The sequence below is a fragment of the Mesorhizobium sp. M1217 genome (assembly GCF_040318275.1).
Classification (GTDB): domain Bacteria; phylum Pseudomonadota; class Alphaproteobacteria; order Rhizobiales; family Rhizobiaceae; genus Mesorhizobium.
The window spans coordinates 38,082-54,082 of the sequence record NZ_JAMYMA010000001.1 but is presented as its reverse complement, the minus strand read 5'-3'; the positions used below and the strand labels follow the sequence as shown (position 1 = coordinate 54,082).

Annotated in this window: 16 protein-coding genes and 2 pseudogenes; 5 read left to right on the top strand and 13 right to left on the bottom strand. The window is 61.3% G+C overall.

From position 1 onward, the window contains the following. Positions 1-116: 116 nt before the first annotated feature. Entirely contained in the window at positions 117-404 is a 288-nt protein-coding gene (locus tag NKH37_RS00335) for a Dabb family protein (protein ID WP_023717556.1), read from the bottom strand. Positions 405-506: 102 nt separating this feature from the next. Next, positions 507-641 carry a hypothetical protein gene (locus NKH37_RS00330; RefSeq protein WP_023675095.1) on the bottom strand — a complete coding sequence of 45 codons (135 nt, stop codon included), beginning with the start codon at positions 639-641 and terminating at the stop codon, positions 507-509. A 186-nt stretch (positions 642-827) separates the two neighbouring features. Between NKH37_RS00330 and NKH37_RS00325 the strand changes: the two genes are divergently transcribed. Then, positions 828-1,817 carry a glycerophosphodiester phosphodiesterase family protein gene (locus NKH37_RS00325; RefSeq protein WP_352587546.1) on the top strand — a complete coding sequence of 330 codons (990 nt, stop codon included), beginning with the start codon at positions 828-830 and terminating at the stop codon, positions 1,815-1,817. Between the two features lie 87 nt (positions 1,818-1,904). On the opposite strand, the gene NKH37_RS00320 is transcribed toward NKH37_RS00325, so the two are convergent. Both NKH37_RS00320 and NKH37_RS00315 read right to left on the bottom strand, forming a co-directional pair. Beyond that, a complete protein-coding gene (locus tag NKH37_RS00320) occupies positions 1,905-3,884 on the bottom strand; it encodes a bifunctional 2',3'-cyclic-nucleotide 2'-phosphodiesterase/3'-nucleotidase (protein WP_353040721.1) in 1,980 nt (659 codons plus the stop codon). Positions 3,885-4,014: 130 nt separating this feature from the next. Then, entirely contained in the window at positions 4,015-5,277 is a 1,263-nt protein-coding gene (locus tag NKH37_RS00315) for an NAD(P)/FAD-dependent oxidoreductase (RefSeq protein ID WP_353006130.1), read from the bottom strand. 180 nt (positions 5,278-5,457) lie between these two features. On the opposite strand from NKH37_RS00315, the gene NKH37_RS00310 reads away from it, so the two are divergent. After that, a complete protein-coding gene (locus NKH37_RS00310; RefSeq protein ID WP_352496509.1) occupies positions 5,458-6,114 on the top strand; it encodes a 5-formyltetrahydrofolate cyclo-ligase in 657 nt (218 codons plus the stop codon). A 47-nt stretch (positions 6,115-6,161) separates the two neighbouring features. Here NKH37_RS00310 and NKH37_RS00305 read toward each other — a convergent pair whose 3' ends face one another. Continuing rightward, positions 6,162-6,635 carry an Lrp/AsnC family transcriptional regulator gene (locus NKH37_RS00305; RefSeq protein ID WP_023675099.1) on the bottom strand — a complete coding sequence of 158 codons (474 nt, stop codon included), beginning with the start codon at positions 6,633-6,635 and terminating at the stop codon, positions 6,162-6,164. A 158-nt stretch (positions 6,636-6,793) separates the two neighbouring features. Between NKH37_RS00305 and ald the strand changes: the two genes are divergently transcribed. Then, positions 6,794-7,909 (top strand): alanine dehydrogenase, encoded by a 1,116-nt coding sequence (gene ald, locus NKH37_RS00300; RefSeq protein ID WP_353006131.1) that lies wholly within the window; start codon positions 6,794-6,796, stop codon positions 7,907-7,909. Positions 7,910-8,108: 199 nt separating this feature from the next. After that, positions 8,109-9,410, top strand: coding sequence for an outer membrane protein (locus tag NKH37_RS00295; protein WP_352482526.1), 1,302 nt, complete (start codon positions 8,109-8,111; stop codon positions 9,408-9,410). A 218-nt stretch (positions 9,411-9,628) separates the two neighbouring features. Here NKH37_RS00295 and NKH37_RS00290 read toward each other — a convergent pair whose 3' ends face one another. From NKH37_RS00290 to NKH37_RS00255, 8 genes and pseudogenes are all read right to left on the bottom strand, one after another. Then, positions 9,629-10,096 carry a DUF1203 domain-containing protein gene (locus NKH37_RS00290; protein ID WP_353006132.1) on the bottom strand — a complete coding sequence of 156 codons (468 nt, stop codon included), beginning with the start codon at positions 10,094-10,096 and terminating at the stop codon, positions 9,629-9,631. Between the two features lie 71 nt (positions 10,097-10,167). Next, positions 10,168-10,527, bottom strand: coding sequence for a dihydrodipicolinate reductase C-terminal domain-containing protein (locus tag NKH37_RS00285; RefSeq protein ID WP_353040779.1), 360 nt, complete (start codon positions 10,525-10,527; stop codon positions 10,168-10,170). 128 nt (positions 10,528-10,655) lie between these two features. Then, positions 10,656-10,955, bottom strand: a pseudogene (locus NKH37_RS00280) (4-hydroxy-tetrahydrodipicolinate reductase); the annotation flags it as partial. Between the two features lie 134 nt (positions 10,956-11,089). After that, positions 11,090-11,646, bottom strand: a pseudogene (locus NKH37_RS00275) (OmpA family protein). Positions 11,647-11,732: 86 nt separating this feature from the next. After that, entirely contained in the window at positions 11,733-12,296 is a 564-nt protein-coding gene (locus tag NKH37_RS00270; RefSeq protein WP_023717547.1) for a GNAT family N-acetyltransferase, read from the bottom strand. After that, a complete protein-coding gene (sseA, locus tag NKH37_RS00265) occupies positions 12,296-13,153 on the bottom strand; it encodes a 3-mercaptopyruvate sulfurtransferase (protein ID WP_023717546.1) in 858 nt (285 codons plus the stop codon). Before sseA ends, NKH37_RS00270 begins: the two co-directional genes overlap by 1 nt. 33 nt (positions 13,154-13,186) lie before the next feature. Further along, the gene (locus NKH37_RS00260) at positions 13,187-13,930 is read right to left on the bottom strand and encodes an alanyl-tRNA editing protein (protein ID WP_353040719.1); all 744 of its coding nucleotides are present in this window, start codon (positions 13,928-13,930) and stop codon (positions 13,187-13,189) included. Beyond that, positions 13,930-14,964: a cysteine synthase A gene (locus NKH37_RS00255; RefSeq protein ID WP_023717544.1), complete on the bottom strand. Its 1,035-nt coding sequence runs from the start codon at positions 14,962-14,964 to the stop codon at positions 13,930-13,932. The genes NKH37_RS00260 and NKH37_RS00255 overlap by 1 nt, the downstream gene beginning before the upstream one ends. 215 nt (positions 14,965-15,179) lie before the next feature. Between NKH37_RS00255 and NKH37_RS00250 the strand changes: the two genes are divergently transcribed. Further along, positions 15,180-16,001: an SDR family oxidoreductase gene (locus NKH37_RS00250; RefSeq protein WP_352482520.1), complete on the top strand. Its 822-nt coding sequence runs from the start codon at positions 15,180-15,182 to the stop codon at positions 15,999-16,001.

The window sequence follows — 16,001 nt, the reverse complement described above, 5'->3', positions numbered from 1 at the left end:
CTGGAACGCGCCAAAGCGGCCGGGCGTCGATCCGACCGAGACCTCCGCGGCTCAGACGGAATGAATCGGGCTGCGGCGCGGCCCCGCTCCGCGACGTGAAATCTGCCTTAGGGCGGTCAACTTGCCACTATATCGGCCGAATAACGCAATTCGCGCAGCGGTTTTACCCGGCTGGTGGTCTCTGCATAGAGCGGATGCGCCTTGTAGGCGGCGAGCGCTGCCTCGTCTTCGAACTCGGCGTAGACGACCACATCGATTTCATCCGAGAGCGGGTCGACCTTGGTGTTGAGCGTCACCTCGAAACGGCGCGAGTGGGGTATCTTGCCGAGCGCCAGCAGACCCGTACGCACCGCCTCGACGTCCACTTTACGACGCGCGCTGAAGAAAACGATATGCCGGATCAACCCAGCCTCCTCGACCGTTGGACCGGCGTTCTTTTGTGTCAGCGGGAGCGTGCCGTCAATCGGCAGGATGTCGCGTCGGCGAACCGTGGCGAAGAAGAGAAACTACACCATACTGGTTACATAGTGCACGACGCGGGTCACCTCCCTGATGGTCCTGTCGAGGTAGCGGCCTTGGTTGTAAATGCCGTCCCAGATCAGGAAGAAGGTGACGGTCGTGATGATGATGACATAACGCATGGCTAAAACTAGCGCATATGGGTGGTTGCAACCATAGTGATTCCGGCCCTGCTGGGACCCTCCCCGAATTTTAACGGTCTTTGGTCTGTCTGCTGCGATGCTTGCTGGCCAAACTGGCGCTACCGCTGCAGGCGGCTTGGAAAGATAACCCCGCTCGGCTTCGACGACCGCTTCAGGAATCATACCATGCGAAAACGGACGATCTCCCTCATTGCAGTTCTTGTCGCTGCAGGCGGCATCTGGCTCAACAACACTTCGCTGCTGTCGAGCCGGCCGGCCGTCACCCCTTCGGTGCTTGCCCATCGCGGCCTGGCTCAGGATTTCGACCGTACGAACCTCGGATCGGAAACATGCACGGCCGATCGCATGCTGACGCCGCGCCATTCCTTCCTCGAAAACACGATACCCTCGATGGAAGCCGCCTTCGCGCTCGGTGCGGACGCGCTCGAACTCGATGTCCATCCCACTACGGACGGCAAGTTCGCCGTCTTCCACGATTGGACGCTGGATTGTCGCACCAACGGCAAGGGAGAAACGCGCCGCCATGCGATGTCCGAATTGAAGACGCTCGATATCGGTTATGGCTACACTGCCGATGGCGGCAAGACCTTTCCGTTTCGCGGCAAGGGTGTCGGCATGATGCCGTCGCTGGATGAAGTCTTGCAGCGCTTCCCGAACCGGCGTTTTAATATCAACATCAAAAGCAACGATCCCAAGGAAGGCGAGATGCTGGCCGCCTGGCTCGCCACATTGACGCCGGCCGAGCGCGCCAATCTGACGGTCTATGGCGGCGACAGGCCTATAGAAGCAGTGAAGGCAGCGTTGCCGGACATGCATACGCTGAGCCGCGCATCCCTGACGCGCTGCATTCTTCGCTATGCTGCGCTCGGCTGGAGTGGCTACGTTCCGGATGCCTGCCGCCAGGGCACCTTGCTCATCCCCGTCAATGTCGCAAAGTGGATGTGGGGCTGGCCCGCCCGTTTTCTCGACCGTATGGACAGCGTCGGCAGCCGCGTCTACCTGCTCGGTCCCTATTCCGGCGGCGGCTTTTCACAAGGCCTCGACGACCCCGCCTCGATCGACCAACTGCCGGACGATTATTCCGGTGGGATTTCGACGGATGCGCTGGATCTGGTCATGCCTGCCGTCAAGCGGCGTTTCGCACCACCTGCCTGAAGAGGCTGCCTGCCTCAAACGGATCGGCCGTATCGGGACAGTATCTTAACGCTGAGACAGTTTCGAGCCGACGCTCAAATCCTCGCCTCAAAGAGTGATGCGGTATTTGGAAAACCCCGCTTCGCCCTCGCCCGCCGGCTCGATCTTCAGCGACTTCACTTGCGCAATAAATTCTCTCGCCTTGGCGCCGGTCTCGAACACGACGCTGGTTTCCGGCAGCGGCGCAAACGACCAGTTGGCATCCGCCGACGGGTTGATGGTGCCTTTGCTGACGATATAGCGCACGATCACGTCGCGGTTGGTGTCGGGCGCTTCGTAGATGATCTTCGAGGCATTGATCTCCGGGAAATTGCCGCCGCCGCCGGTCCGGTAGTTGTTGGTTGCGACGACGAATTTCCGCATGGGATCAATTGGTTTGCCGTCGAACATCAAGTCAATGATGCGGTTCGAGCCAGCGTTCACCAGCCCGCCCTTCGAATCATATTTCGGTGGCTGCGACAGGTCGATCCGGTAGGTGACGCCGTCGATCACGTCGAAATTATAAGACGGGAAGTCGGTGTTGATGAGCGCCTGGTCAGCTTTGCCCGGCTCGATCCGGTTGAAGATGCCGGCCGACATTTCCAGCCATTCCTTCACCTCTGCCCCCGTGATTTCGACGGCGCGCACCGTGTTTGGATAGAGATAGAGGTCGGCGACGTTCTTTATGGCGATATCGCCCACCGGCACGTCGGTGTAATAGTCGGCGCCGTTGCGCCCGCCCGCCTTGAACGGTGCCGCCGCTGACAGCAGCGGCATATCCTTCCACTCGGTGTTCTTCAGGATGTCCTTCAAGTACCAGGTCTGCGCCTGGCTGACGATCTGCACCGATGGATCGTCGGCGACCAGCGCAAAATAGGAATAGAGCGGCGCCGAGGTTTTGCCGACCGGCCGACGCACATAGGCAAGCGTCGCCTCGTGGTCCTGTTTGAGCGCGTCGACGATGCGCTGGTCGTCAGCGACGATCGGCTTGTTCGTCTTGTCGACCCGCTCAAAGATAGGCCTGGCCTCAGAGGTCGCCGAGACGATTTTCCATGTCGATCCGTCGCGCTCCAGCAACAGATCGATCAGCCCCATATGCGAGCCCCAGAAGCCGGCCATGACGGCGGGCTTACCTTGCAACGTGCCTTTCGCCGTATCGACGGCTTCCAGCGACTGAAAGTCCTTCTTGCCAGGGAAGACCAGATGCTGGTGGCCGGTGAACACAGCATCGATACCTTCGACGCCGGCAACGAAGAAGGAGGCATTCTCCATCATGTCGCCTTGCTTCACGTCGATGCCAGAATGGGAGAGCGCAATGATGATGTCGGCGCCTTCTTCCTTCATCTGCGGCACCCACGCCTTGGCCGCCTCGACGATGTCGCGCGTCTTGACGCTGCCCTCGAGATTTTTCAGATCCCAGACCATGATCTGCGGCGGCACGAAGCCGATGATGCCGATCCTGATCGGCTGCTCGGCGCCCGACCCGTCTTTGATCTTCCTGTCGAGGATGACGTAAGGTTTGAGATAAAGCTTGTCGTCGCGCGGGTTCGCGGCAAGCTCCGTGCCGCGGATCAAATTCGCGCAGACGAACGGGAAATTGGCTCCGGCCAGCACCTTGTCCATGAACGACAGGCCGTAGTTGAATTCGTGATTGCCGAGCGTCGAGCATTCGTAGCCGAGCAGGTTCATGCCCTTCATGACCGGATGCAGATCGCCGTCCTTCATGCCCCTCTCGTAGGCGAAGTAGTCGCCCATCGGGTTGCCTTGCAGAATGTCGCCATTATCGATCAGCATCGCGTTGGTTGCTTCCTTTCGCACGGCTTCAATCAATGATGCCGTTCGCGACAGCCCCATCGTGTCGTTAGGTTTGTCGGCGTAGTAATCGTAAGGAAGCACGTTCACATGGATGTCGGTCGTCTCCATAATCCTCAGATGCGCCTGATTGGCTTGAGCCCGGGCGGAGAACGGGTGCAGCATGATCAGCGCTCCGCCGGTGGCGACGCCGGCGAGGAAATCGCGGCGTGAGACGAGGTGGCGCAATTGGGACATTCGTTTCTCTTTCTTCCACGACGTGACAAGTCCTGCCCGAAGCAAAGCTTCGCGCCGAAATCCAGCCGAGTCCAGAAGTCGATTCCATCAAGAGGAGGTGACGCGCCGATGAACGTCCGGCAGCGAACAATCAGCCCTTGTCGTCGTCGCCCTGGGTGATCAGCCGAGCGCTGCGCTGACCGGTGAAGTAGATCCATAGCCAGCTCAGGGAAACCGCAAGCCGGTTACGGAAGCCGATCAGGAAGTAGATATGCGCCAAGCCCCATAGCCACCAGGCAAGCCGGCCGGTGAGCTTGATCCAGCCGAAATCGATGGCCGCGGCGCGCTTGCCGATCGTCGCCAAATCGCCGTCATGCCTGTAGCGGAACGGACGTACCGTTGTTTCGCCGGCGAGCCTGGCCTTGATCGTCGCGGCGACGTGCCGTCCCTGCTGCTTGGCGGCGGGCGCGACGCCCGGCACCAGCCGGCCATCCGGCCGCAGGACGTGTGCTGCGTCACCGATGACGAAAATCTCCGGGTTTCCCGGCACAGTGAGGTCGGGCTCGACAAGCACCCCCGCGCGGTCCGCTGCCGTGCCGAGCCATTCGGCGGCCGGCGAAGCGGCGACGCCCGCCGCCCAAAGAATTGTCCTGGCCGGCAAATGCCTGTCGCCGAAGACGACACCCTCAGCATCGCAGCGTGTAACCGCCCGGCCGAGTTCGACGGTCACGCCGAGTCGTTCGAGCGCCTTCATTGCATAAACGGAGAGCTCCGGCGCGAAATTGGCAAGAACGCGGTCGCCGGCCTCAATCAGCACCACACGCGTCTCGCGCGTGTCGATGTTGCGGAACTCGCCGCGCAGCGTGTCATGCGCCAGTTCGGCAATCGTGCCGGCCAATTCCACGCCGGTCGGCCCGCCGCCGACGATCGCCAGCGTCAGCAGTGCCTGGCGCTTGGCGGGATCGGTTTCCCGCTCGGCCTGCTCGAAAGCCAAAAGAATACGCCGTCGGATGGTGGTGGCGTCCTCCAGCGTCTTCAGGCCCGGCGCGAACGGCTCCCATTCGTCATGGCCGAAATAGGCGTGCCGCGCACCGGTGGCCAGCAGCAGCGTGTCGTAGGCGACCGCTCCGCCATCCTGCAGCAGCACGCGCTTGCCGGTGCGGTCGATGCCAGTCACGGTCGCAAGCAGCGTCGTCACGTCCTTGCGTTTGCGCAGGAGATGGCGGATCGGCCAGGCGACTTCGGAGGTTGCCAGCGCCGTCGTCGCCACCTGGTAGAGTAGCGGCTGAAAGAGGTGATGATTGCGCCTATCGATCATGGTGATGCGCACCGGCGCGCCAGTAAGTGCGCGGGTGAATTCGAGGCCGCCGAATCCGGCGCCTACGACGACGACGTGATGGTTGGCTGTGTTCATCTCACTCATCCCTCTCGCCAAGGCTGATGTAAGTATCCTTGTGCAGTGCAGCAATGCCTGCGCTGCACCTGCCTGGGACTCGTCGCCTGATGTCGTGAATACGCATGCTGCAGACTCATTCCCGGATATAGCCTACGTCCCGGATAGGGCTTGGTCGGAACAGTATATTGCAGGTGAATCATGGCTAAGGATGAAGATGAAGGCTCAGGGCAGTACGCCTCGCCGCCTTGTTTTATGCACGAGCTCGATCCGGAGTTCCAAGCGCCGCTATCCGAATGGACCGATGTCAGGCGCTGGCGCAAGGCCGAGCGCGAGCGGTTGATCGCATCCCGCCTTGCCGTTTCCGCCGACATGCGCACAGCCATGTCGCAGCGCATTGCCGAGGGTCTCGACGCGGTGATCGGCGACATCGCCGGAAGCATGGTCAGCCTCTACTGGCCGTTTCGCGGCGAGCCGGACCTGCGCCCGTGGATGGAAACCGTTAACACGCGGGGTGGCCGAACGGCGTTGCCCGTCGTTGTGGAGAAAGACCGGCCGCTTGTCTTTCGCGCCTATACCCACGGAGACCGGCTGGAGAAGGGCGTCTGGAATATCCCGATACCGGCCGAGGGCGATCCGGTACTGCCCGACATCGTCATTTCGCCGATCGTCGGCATCGATCCCGGACATTTTCGCTTGGGCTATGGCGGCGGCTTCTTCGATCGCACGCTTGCCGCGATGCCGTTCAAGCCGCTGGTCATCGGCGTCGGCTACGAGTTGCAGCGCATCGTGACCATCTACCCGCAGCCGCACGATATTCCGATGGACCGTGTGGTGACCGAGTCATTCAACGTTTAGGCGAGTTTGGGGCCTAGGCGAGTTCGGGGCTTAGGCGAGTTCGGGGCCTAGGCTAGCTCAGGCTTCATTCCAACGGCCGTGCGATCGACGATTTCGCGCAAGGCAAAGGACGAATTGATCTTCGTCACATGCGGCATTGCCGAAAGCCACTCCTTGTGGATGCGTTCGTAGTCGACGAGATCCTTCGCCGCGATGCGCAGGATGTAATCATACTCGCCCGACATTAGATGGCAGGACAGGACGTTCGGGCAGCGCTTTATCGCTGCTTCGAAATCCGACAACGTCTTCTCGAATTGCCCGGACAGCGATATATGCACGATCGCCGTCATCTGGTGCCCAAGTGCAGCGTTGGACAGCCGGGCGTGATAGCCGCGGATGGTTCCGGATTTCTCCAGATTGTCCAGCCGCCGCGAACAGGCCGACTGCGACAGGCCGACCTTTTCGGCGAGCGCTGCATTGGGTATCCGCCCATCCTTCTGCAATGTCTCGAGAATGGCGATATCAATCCTGTCGAGCGGCATTTTTGCGGGTTCCTGCGATAATTCTACTGTTTCGCGCAACGATTATCGAACAGTAGTCTCTTAGGCAAGCGCATTCGCAAACACTTACCGAACGATTCGTGGTTCACTATCTCTAGACAGGGAACAGGCCCTAAAAGGGCCGGATCAGGAGAAAAAAGATGCGCGTCGGTTGCCCCCGGGAAATCAAGAACCATGAATACCGCGTCGGCCTGACACCGGGCTCGGTCCGCGAATATGTCGCGCATGGCCATGAAGTGCTGATCGAGACCGGCGCCGGCGCCGGCATCGGAGCCGACGACAACGCGTACCGCGCCGCCGGCGCCACGATCGCCAAGACGGCCGCCGACGTGTTTGCCAAGTCGGACATGATCGTGAAGGTCAAGGAGCCGCAGCCCAACGAATGGGTTCAGCTCCGCGACGGCCAGATCCTCTACACCTATCTGCATCTCGCCCCGGATCCGGAGCAGACCAAGGGCCTGCTGGCCTCCGGCGTCACCGCAATAGCTTACGAGACCGTCACCGACGAGCGCGGCGGCCTGCCGCTCTTGGCACCGATGTCGGAAGTTGCCGGCCGCCTGTCGATCCAGGCGGGGGCCACGGCGCTGCAAAAGGCCAATGGCGGCCGCGGTGTGCTGCTTGGCGGCGTGCCCGGCGTGCTGCCCGGCAAGGTCACTGTGCTCGGTGGCGGCGTCGTCGGCCTGCATGCTGCACGGATGGCTGCCGGGCTTGGCGCCGACGTCACCATCATCGACCGCTCGATCCCGCGCCTGCGTCAGCTCGACGATATCTTTGGCGGCCGCGTCCACACCCGCTACTCGACCGTCGAGGCGCTGGAGGAAGAATGTTTTTCGGCTGACATCGTCGTCGGCGCCGTGCTGATCCCGGGGGCAGCCGCGCCCAAGCTGGTGACGCGCGAAATGCTCTCGGGCATGAAGAAAGGCGCCGTGCTGGTCGACGTCGCCATCGACCAGGGCGGCTGCTTCGAGACCTCGCACGCCACCACCCATGCCGAGCCGACCTATGCGGTCGACGGCATCATCCACTATTGCGTCGCCAACATGCCGGGTGCGGTGCCGGTCACATCGGCCCACGCGCTCAACAATGCGACGCTGCACTATGGCCTGCAGCTCGCCGACAAGGGCCTCAAGGCGCTGGTAGACGACCACCATCTGCGCAACGGGCTGAACGTCCACAAGGGCAAGATCACGAATCGCGCAGTGGCCGAAGCACTCGGCTATGAGCTGGTCGAATCAAAGGCCGTTCTCGCGGCCTGATTTCCAACCGTTTTTTCCGGATGAGTCGCCGATGCCGTCGGCGGCTTGCTTGTTCACAGGCAATTTTCACGGTCTACAGCGGATTTTTCCCGCATCTGGTGCCCGTTTGATGCAATGTGCTCTTTCTGTGGCTTTTTTGTTACAGCCGCCCTAATGACCCGATGCTAAGAAGATGCTGGGTTTATTAGGGGTAGGGCAAATGATCAGCAGAAAATCCGCTAAATCTCTTCTTCTTGGCGCAGTTTCCATTCTGGCGCTTGGGTCGGTTGCTCACGCCGCCGACGTGGTCGAACCGGTGGTTGAGACGGCGGGTTTTAACTGGAGTGGACTCTACGTCGGCTTTGGCGTTGGCGCCGGGGCGAACGTCCACGAGTTGAGCAGCGATTTCATTCCTGGGGTGTCGTTCAACGGCATTGGTGGCGAAGGCGTGTACGGTGAACTCACCGTTGGGTACGACTATATGGTGGCGCCGCGCTTCCTGATCGGAGGACTTCTAGACGCTCATGCCGGCAACATCGAAACCTCGCTCGACGTTGCTGGATTCGATGCGTCGGTCAAAGAAACCTATGGTTTCGACGCTGGCTTGCGGGCAGGCTACCTCTTCACGCCAAACACTTTGGGTTACGTGCTTGGTGGCTATTCCTGGCAGAAATACAAATTCGACACGAACGCAGGCTTTGATTTCGACTGGGACCAGAACGGCTATTTCGTCGGAGCCGGCGTTGAGACGGCCATTAACAGCAACTGGACCATCAAAACCGAATATCGTTATACCCAGTTCAGCACCAACGATGATCTCCTCTCCGAGTTCGGCGCACCAGATGGCGCACTCAACCTCGACACATCGCGGCATACGTTCCAGGTTGCCGCCAACTATCGCTTTGGCGCCCAGAATGGCGGCGTTGCGTCTTTTGAAGCGCCTGCCTACAACTGGACCGGCTTCTATATCGGTGGTGCGGGCGGCGCGGGTGCGTCGGTGCATCAGATCAATGTGCCGCCGCTTGGCGACCTGGAATTCAACGGTATCGGCGGCGAAGGCGTATTTGGCGAATTGAACGCGGGCTACGACCATGATTTCGGCAGCTGGGTTGCGGGAGTCATGGTGGATGCTCGCTACTCCGGCATGACTACGGAGCTGGAAGTGCCTGGCGGATCCATCAATCTGGACACAGACTATGGCTTCGATGTGCTGGGCCGGGTCGGTTTGAAAGTCAACGAATCGACCCTCGCCTATGTGCTTGGCGGCTACAGCTGGCAGCATTTCGATCTGAACGCATCTTCACCCATCGGCGACATCATCGATTGGGGCTCTAGCGGCTTCTCGGTCGGTGGTGGTTTGGAAGCGGCCGTGACCAACAACGTAACTGTCGGTCTCGAATATCGCTATTCGCAGTTTGCCGAGAAGGATATTCTGGAGGAGTTTGGAGGGCCGGGCGATGTCCTCACCACCACTCCTTCTTTCCATACCGTCCGCATCGGTGCGAAGTATAAATTCAACTAAGGCCCTCCAGGCAAATCGTTCGAGCCCGCCGGTTAATCCCGGCGGGTTTTTTCTTTGCGGACGATGCAGGCACAAAAAAGCGGAGCCAAAGCCCCGCTTCCTCGGTTGTCGAGAATTCCCGCCGGTTCATCCGCGGTCGGCAAATCGATCGACAGTCGCTTTCTACCGCAGGTATGCGACGGGAGTACGACAGCCTCAAGCCGGTGCAGCCGATCCGATTACACGCGGTCGATCCGACACTGATAGCAATTGTTGCGTGCAGAGCGGATGTGGACGTAAGCAATGTCGTCGCGCTCGAACAACGTCTCCGCCCGTGCCGCGATGGCATCGGTCGGAATGACGCCGCCGCTGCCATAGACGATGCGGTCGTCCTTGCCGTAGCCGCGCACGATGTAATCGCTGCTTTCGAGTATATCGGGAAGCGTTTCCCCCTCGGCGGCGCGTTCGCATTCTTCCGCATGCAGAAAGATCGGCCCGGTTTCGGCGTAAGGCTGCAGCTCAGGAAAAGGCCGATAGGCCAGAACAAGATAGGCTTCTCCCACAGCAACATTCTTCAGGCAGTGGCGGCAAGGCACGCCGTCGCCGTCCGAAATCTGCCGCTCTGGCTTCAGGTCATAAGCATCAGGTCCGCCGCGCTGAAGCGCGCGAACCGCATCGGTTGGCAAGGCTTTGAATTTTACGGTCATGACGAATCTCCGGTGGCGTCGACCGGAAATTATGCTTTCCATGCAAAGCTTCCCACCCGATTCCTGCCGGATCAGTCCATCAACGCGTCGAGACCACGCACCAGGCCTTTGATCTGCTGTACCCGCCTGATGGCGAGCAGCGTGCCGGCCACGTAAGGCGCCGCGGACGAGCCGGCATCGTGGCGGATGGTCAGCCGCTCGTCTGGCAGGCCGAACAACGCCTCGCAGGACAGGATGTAGGACGGCAGGCGAAGCGCGTGCACTTGCACACCCTCGCCCGCGCCGACCGCAGCACCGCGTGTAGCCGGCACGCCGGAGACCTCGGAGACCGGCTTTGCCGTTGAGGCCTTGCGGATGTCGGCCAGCGCTTCAGCAAGTTCCCGCGCGGTACCGGAGGGCGCGTCGGGCTTCTTTGCACTGGCATAATCGATGACCTCGACACCGGCACGTATTTTGCCGCCATAAGTGCAAACCGCTTCATCAGCGTAGCGGTGATGGAAAAGTTGCCGGCGGCAACGACGCCGACGCCGTGGGCGCGCGCCGCGGCGTCGATGTCGGCATAGTCGGCAGCACCCAGTCCCGATGTGCCGATCACAGCGTGCCGTCCCTTGTCGATGGCGAGCAGCACATGGTCTTTCACGACATGTGGCTTGGTGAAGTCGACCAGTACGTCCGACGGCGCCTCCAGCGCCTCGGCCAGCGAGGCCGAAACGGAGATACCATTAGCCGGCATGCCAACCAGCAGGCCGGAATCCTGCCCCGCGCCGCTACGTGACACAGCCCCGGCCAGCGCCATGTCACCTTGCGCCCCGATCGCCGGAACCAGCGCCTTGCCGACCCAACCGGTCGCGCCGGCCATTACCACGCGAATTGCCATCGTGCGATCCTCCATCACCATCGGTTTTTAGACGACAGCGATATGGAAAGAGCCCGGCTCATTCAAGTCGGGCTCGCCTTTGAATATTGATCGAGACCCTGAACGGCTAGATCATTTTAACGGATGAAGTCGTCGAAGCGGCGCAGCGTCACCCGGCGATTTCGCCAGTTCTCATTCTGCGTCTGCACGAGCAGGAACTCCTCGCCGTAGCCGACGGTTTCGAGCGCATAGCCCGGCACACCGAATTCACGCAGCAAGGTGCGCTTCAGCGAGGCGGCACGTTGTTCGGACAAAATCTGATTCGACTGGAAGGAGCCCACAGCATCGGTATGGCCTTCGATCAGCACGCGGGCACCCGGATCGCGCCGCAGAATGCGCTGAAGCGCATCGGCGATGTTTTCGATCTTGGCGTATTGCGATTCGGAAATGGCAGCCGAGCCGAAGGCGAAATTGATCGACTGGATATCGATAGAGCGGGCCATGCGCCGCAAGTCCGGCCGCTTCTTGAATTCGCGGAGGTGACGCGCTGATTCGGGCGCAGCTTCACCCGGGGCGCGGCTTCAAGCTGGCGCTCGATCGTGGCGGCCGAAGGCGTGGTCGCCTGGGCAACGGCAAGGGTCGGCATGGCGAGTGCCGCAACCAGCACGGCGGCAAATGTGCGTCGGGTCAGCATGTCTTTTCTCCTTCGGCCCTCGGCCGCATTGTGATGCCGACAAGATGGCAAAGACTAGCTGAAGCTTGGATGAACGAGCCTGAAAATCAGGGCCGCATGACGCTGGCCGCGCGCTCGGCAAAAGGCATCGGATGTACGACCTCCTTTTTTTGCGCCACCGGCGTGAAGCCGAGTTTTTGATAAAGCGGCAAGGCTGCTGGGTGATCAAGGGTGCAGGTCTGCACCGTCACCCGCTTGGGTCCGTGCGCCCAGGCTGCGGCGATTGCGGCACCGAGGAACCAGCGGCCAATGCCTTGCCCGGTCGCGTGCTCCATCATGCCGAAATAAGCGAGTTCCACTTCCTCCGGCAGATGCGGCTTGAGGTCGAAGAAGCCGGCCGGCGCGCCGTCGAGATAAAGCACCCTGATGTCGCGGTCCTCGCGGTGGATGCCCGCCGCAAGCTCCTCGTCATTCAGTCTCAGCACGTTGACCCAGTGCCATTTGCGGCCGACCCGATCCATCAAATAGCGGTAGAAATGCAGCGGAATGTCTTTGGTCTTGAGCAGCGCGATCTGGCGGTTGTACGGCAGCGGCGGCGAATAGGCAGGCGGCACATGCATTTCGAGAAACGTCACGGTGACGTCGATGTCTTCCAGCGCTCCGTTTTTCATCACCGTCGGTCCTTGCCCGTCACGACGGGCGTGTCGGAAAGCCCACCCCATTCCGTCCATGACCCGTCGTAAAGCCTGTTTTCGGCATGGCCAAGCGTCTCCAGGGCCAGCGTGATGGCTGCCGCGGTGACCCCCGAACCGCAGGAGGTGACGACCGGCTTCGACAGATCGATGCCGGCCTCCTCGATCACTTTGCGCAGCCTGTCCTTGGGCAGCAATTCGCCGTTTTCCGAAAGCGCCGAAAACGGCACGTTGTGCGCGCCCGGCATGTGGCCGGAGCGGATGCCGGGGCGCGGCTCCGGCTCGGTGCCGGCAAAACGGCCAGGCGAGCGTGCGTCGGCGATCTGGCTCTCCCCCGTCTCGACGATCCGGCGCATGTCGGCAAGGCTGGCGACGCGGGCGGCATCGAAGTTGGCATAAAACACGCAAGGCGCGATCTTCGTCGGCTCCGCCGTCACCGGCCGTCCGGCGGCTTTCCAACGATCGAAACCGCCGTCGAGTATATAGACCTGGAACACGCCCATAACGCGAAACAACCACCAGGCGCGCGGTGCAGAAAAGAACCCTGGCCCGTCATAGACAACAATCGTGTCGTCGGCCGAAATGCCCATCGCGCCGACATATTGGGCAAAATGCTGCGGCGACGGCAGCGTGTGAGGCAGAGCCGCGTCGGGGTCCGAAACCGCATCCTGGTCGAGGAAGCGGGCGCCTGGAATATGCGCTGCGTCATACTCGGCGCGCGCGTCGCGCTTTTGCGCCGGCAGATACCAGGACGCGTCGACGATCGTCAGCCCAGGCTCGCCGAGCCGCTTCTGCAACCAATCGGCATCGATGGTGAAAGGACTGTCGTCGGCCATCTTCTCTCCTGTCCCGCCTGTCCCAGTCCTATATCAGGCTGGCGGCATCGGGCCAAAGCGAATGCGGAAGCGCCGGTTCTCGCGGCCCTTCTTCTCGATCTTGCCGATATGGATCTCGCCGATTTCGCCGGTGCTCCTCACATGGGTACCGCCGCAAGGCTGGCTGTCGACCGAAGCATTCTCGCCGATGCAGACCAGCCTGATCTTTCCCGTGCCGGCCGGCGGCCGCACATTCTTGGATTTCACCAGGCTTGGATTGGATGCCAGCTCCTCGTCGGAGATCAGCCGGGTGAAGATCGGGTGGTCGGCCCGCACCAGTTCCATCAGCCTGGCCGTCACGTCTTCCTTGGTGAAGCCGGCATCCGGGATGTCGAAATCGATACGGCTGTCGTCCTCGGAAACCGCGGCACCGGTGATCGGGAACGGACAGACGACGGTAAGCAGATGGCAGGCCGAGTGCATACGCATCAGCAGCTGCCGCCGCGGCGGGTCGATGGCGAGCCTCATCCGCTCGCCCAACCGTGGAACCGCCTGCTCCGGCGCCGGCACATGGATGATCTCGTCCTTGGTTTCGCCGGTGATCGTAGCGGCAATCGCAATGCCGGTGCCGTCGGCGCGTTCGAGGCTGCCAGTGTCGCCCGGCTGCCCGCCCGATGTGGCGTAAAACACGGTCCGGTCCAGAATGATGCCGCCGCGATCGTTGACTGCGACGACGGTGGCGTCGGCCGTCCCCAGATAGGCGTCGTCACGAAACAGCGCTTCGGTCTTGTGCGCCATCACGCGACCCTTTCGAACGGCACCGAAATCGTGCTCCGTTGCTCCATCCAGCCCGGCACCGGCAGCTTCTTTTCGCGCAGGAATTCAGGATTGAACAGCTTCGACTGATAGCGCGTGCCGTAGTCGCAAAGCATGGTCACGATGGTTTGGCCGGGGCCTAGCTCGCGCGCCAGGCGAATGGCGCCGGCAATGTTAATGCCGGTCGAGCCGCCAACGCAAAGTCCCTCCTCCTGGATCAAGTCGAATACGATCGGCAGTGCGTCCTCATCGGGGATCTGGAAGGCAAAATCGGGTGTAAAGCCTTGGAGGTTGGCGGTGATCCGCCCCTGCCCGATGCCTTCGGTGATCGAACTGCCCTCGGATTTCAACTCGCCGCTGGTGTAGAAGGAATAGAGCGCAGCCCCCAGCGGATCGGCCAGTGCGATCTTGACCTGGCTGTTCTTGGCCTTCAGCCCGAAGCCAACGCCTGCCAGCGTGCCGCCGGAACCGACCGCCGACACGAAACCATCCACCTTGCCGCCGGTCTGGTTCCAGATTTCTTCGGCTGTGGTGCGGATATGGCCGTCGCGGTTGGCGACATTGTCGAACTGGTTGGCCCAGATCGCGCCGTTCGGCTCGGTCTTCGCCATTTGCTCGGCCAGCCGGCCCGACAGCTTCACGTAGTTGTTCGGGTTCTTGTAGGGCACGGCTGGCACTTCGATCAGCTCGGCGCCGAGCAGTTTGATCGTATCCTTCTTCTCCTGGCTCTGGGTATCGGGAATGACGATCACCGTGCGGTAGCCGAGCGCCTTGGCAACCAGTGTCAATCCGATGCCGGTATTTCCGGCCGTCCCTTCGACGATGACGCCGCCGGGCCGCAGCAGCCCGCGCTGTTCCGCATCGCGGATTATGAACAGGCCGGCGCGGTCCTTGACCGACTGCCCGGGATTCATGAATTCGGCCTTGCCCAGGATCTCGCAGCCGGTTGCTTCCGAGGCCTTGTTGAGGCGGATCAGGGGCGTGTTGCCGATCACGTCGATCACAGAACGGGGCATGGAGATTCCTTTGTGGGTGCGGCGAAACCCTAGAAACCCGACGCTTCGGTTTCAAGGCAAGAATTTGCCTGGTCCAGTCGCATTTCGCACACTGCAATTGCTGCAGCCAGGAGCGCCCGGCCGGCATTCATTTCAACCATGTACCGAAAAGCACTCTTTTCATTCGATTTCTTCACCGCTAGAGCACAGGCTAAGAAGAGCCGGCGGGGCGCAGCATGACACTCTATCGGGCCAATCCGAAGCATGGCGTCGCCTGGATTACGGGCGGCAGCAGCGGTATCGGCCGTTCGCTGGCCAAGGATCTTGCCGCTCAGGGCTATGTCGTCGCAGTGACTGCGCCCGATGACCATCCGATCGATACGCTCATCGTCGAAACGGCGCAGATGGCGGGCCGTGTCGTAGCCTTTCCCTGCGACGTGACCGACGAAAAACGCATGGCAAAGACGGTTGCAGCGATCGAGAAAGATCTCGGTCCGATCGTGTTGGCAGTGTTCAACGCGGGAAGCTATATCGCAACGCCGGGCGAGGATCTTGTCGCGCGCAATTTCCGTCGGTCTTTCGAAGTCAATTATTTCGGCATCATCAATGGCCTGCTGCCGGTCATCGAACGCATGCGCGTGCGCTCGCGCGGCCATGTCGTGCTGATCGGTTCGGTCACCGCCTATTTCGGCTGGCCCACCACCGCCGCCTATGGCGGCACCAAGGCGGCAGTCAATATCTTGGCCGAGTCGCTGAAATACGATTTCGACAAGATGAACGTCCGCATCCAGGTGATGAATCCAGGCTTTGTCGACACGCGGCTGACCGAGAAGAACTTCCTGCCGATGCCGGGCTTGATGCCGGTCAATCTGGCCTCGCGCCGCATCGCGCGAGGCATCGAATGCGGTGGCTTCGAAGTCACTTTCCCCCGCCGCCTGAGCTGGACACTGAAGCTGCTCAGGATACTACCGAGGCCGTTCTGCCGATGGGTGATCAGCACCGTCACCCGCTGGAATGCGCGGCCGTTGAATTTCGACCGCAAGCCACCGGTCGAATAG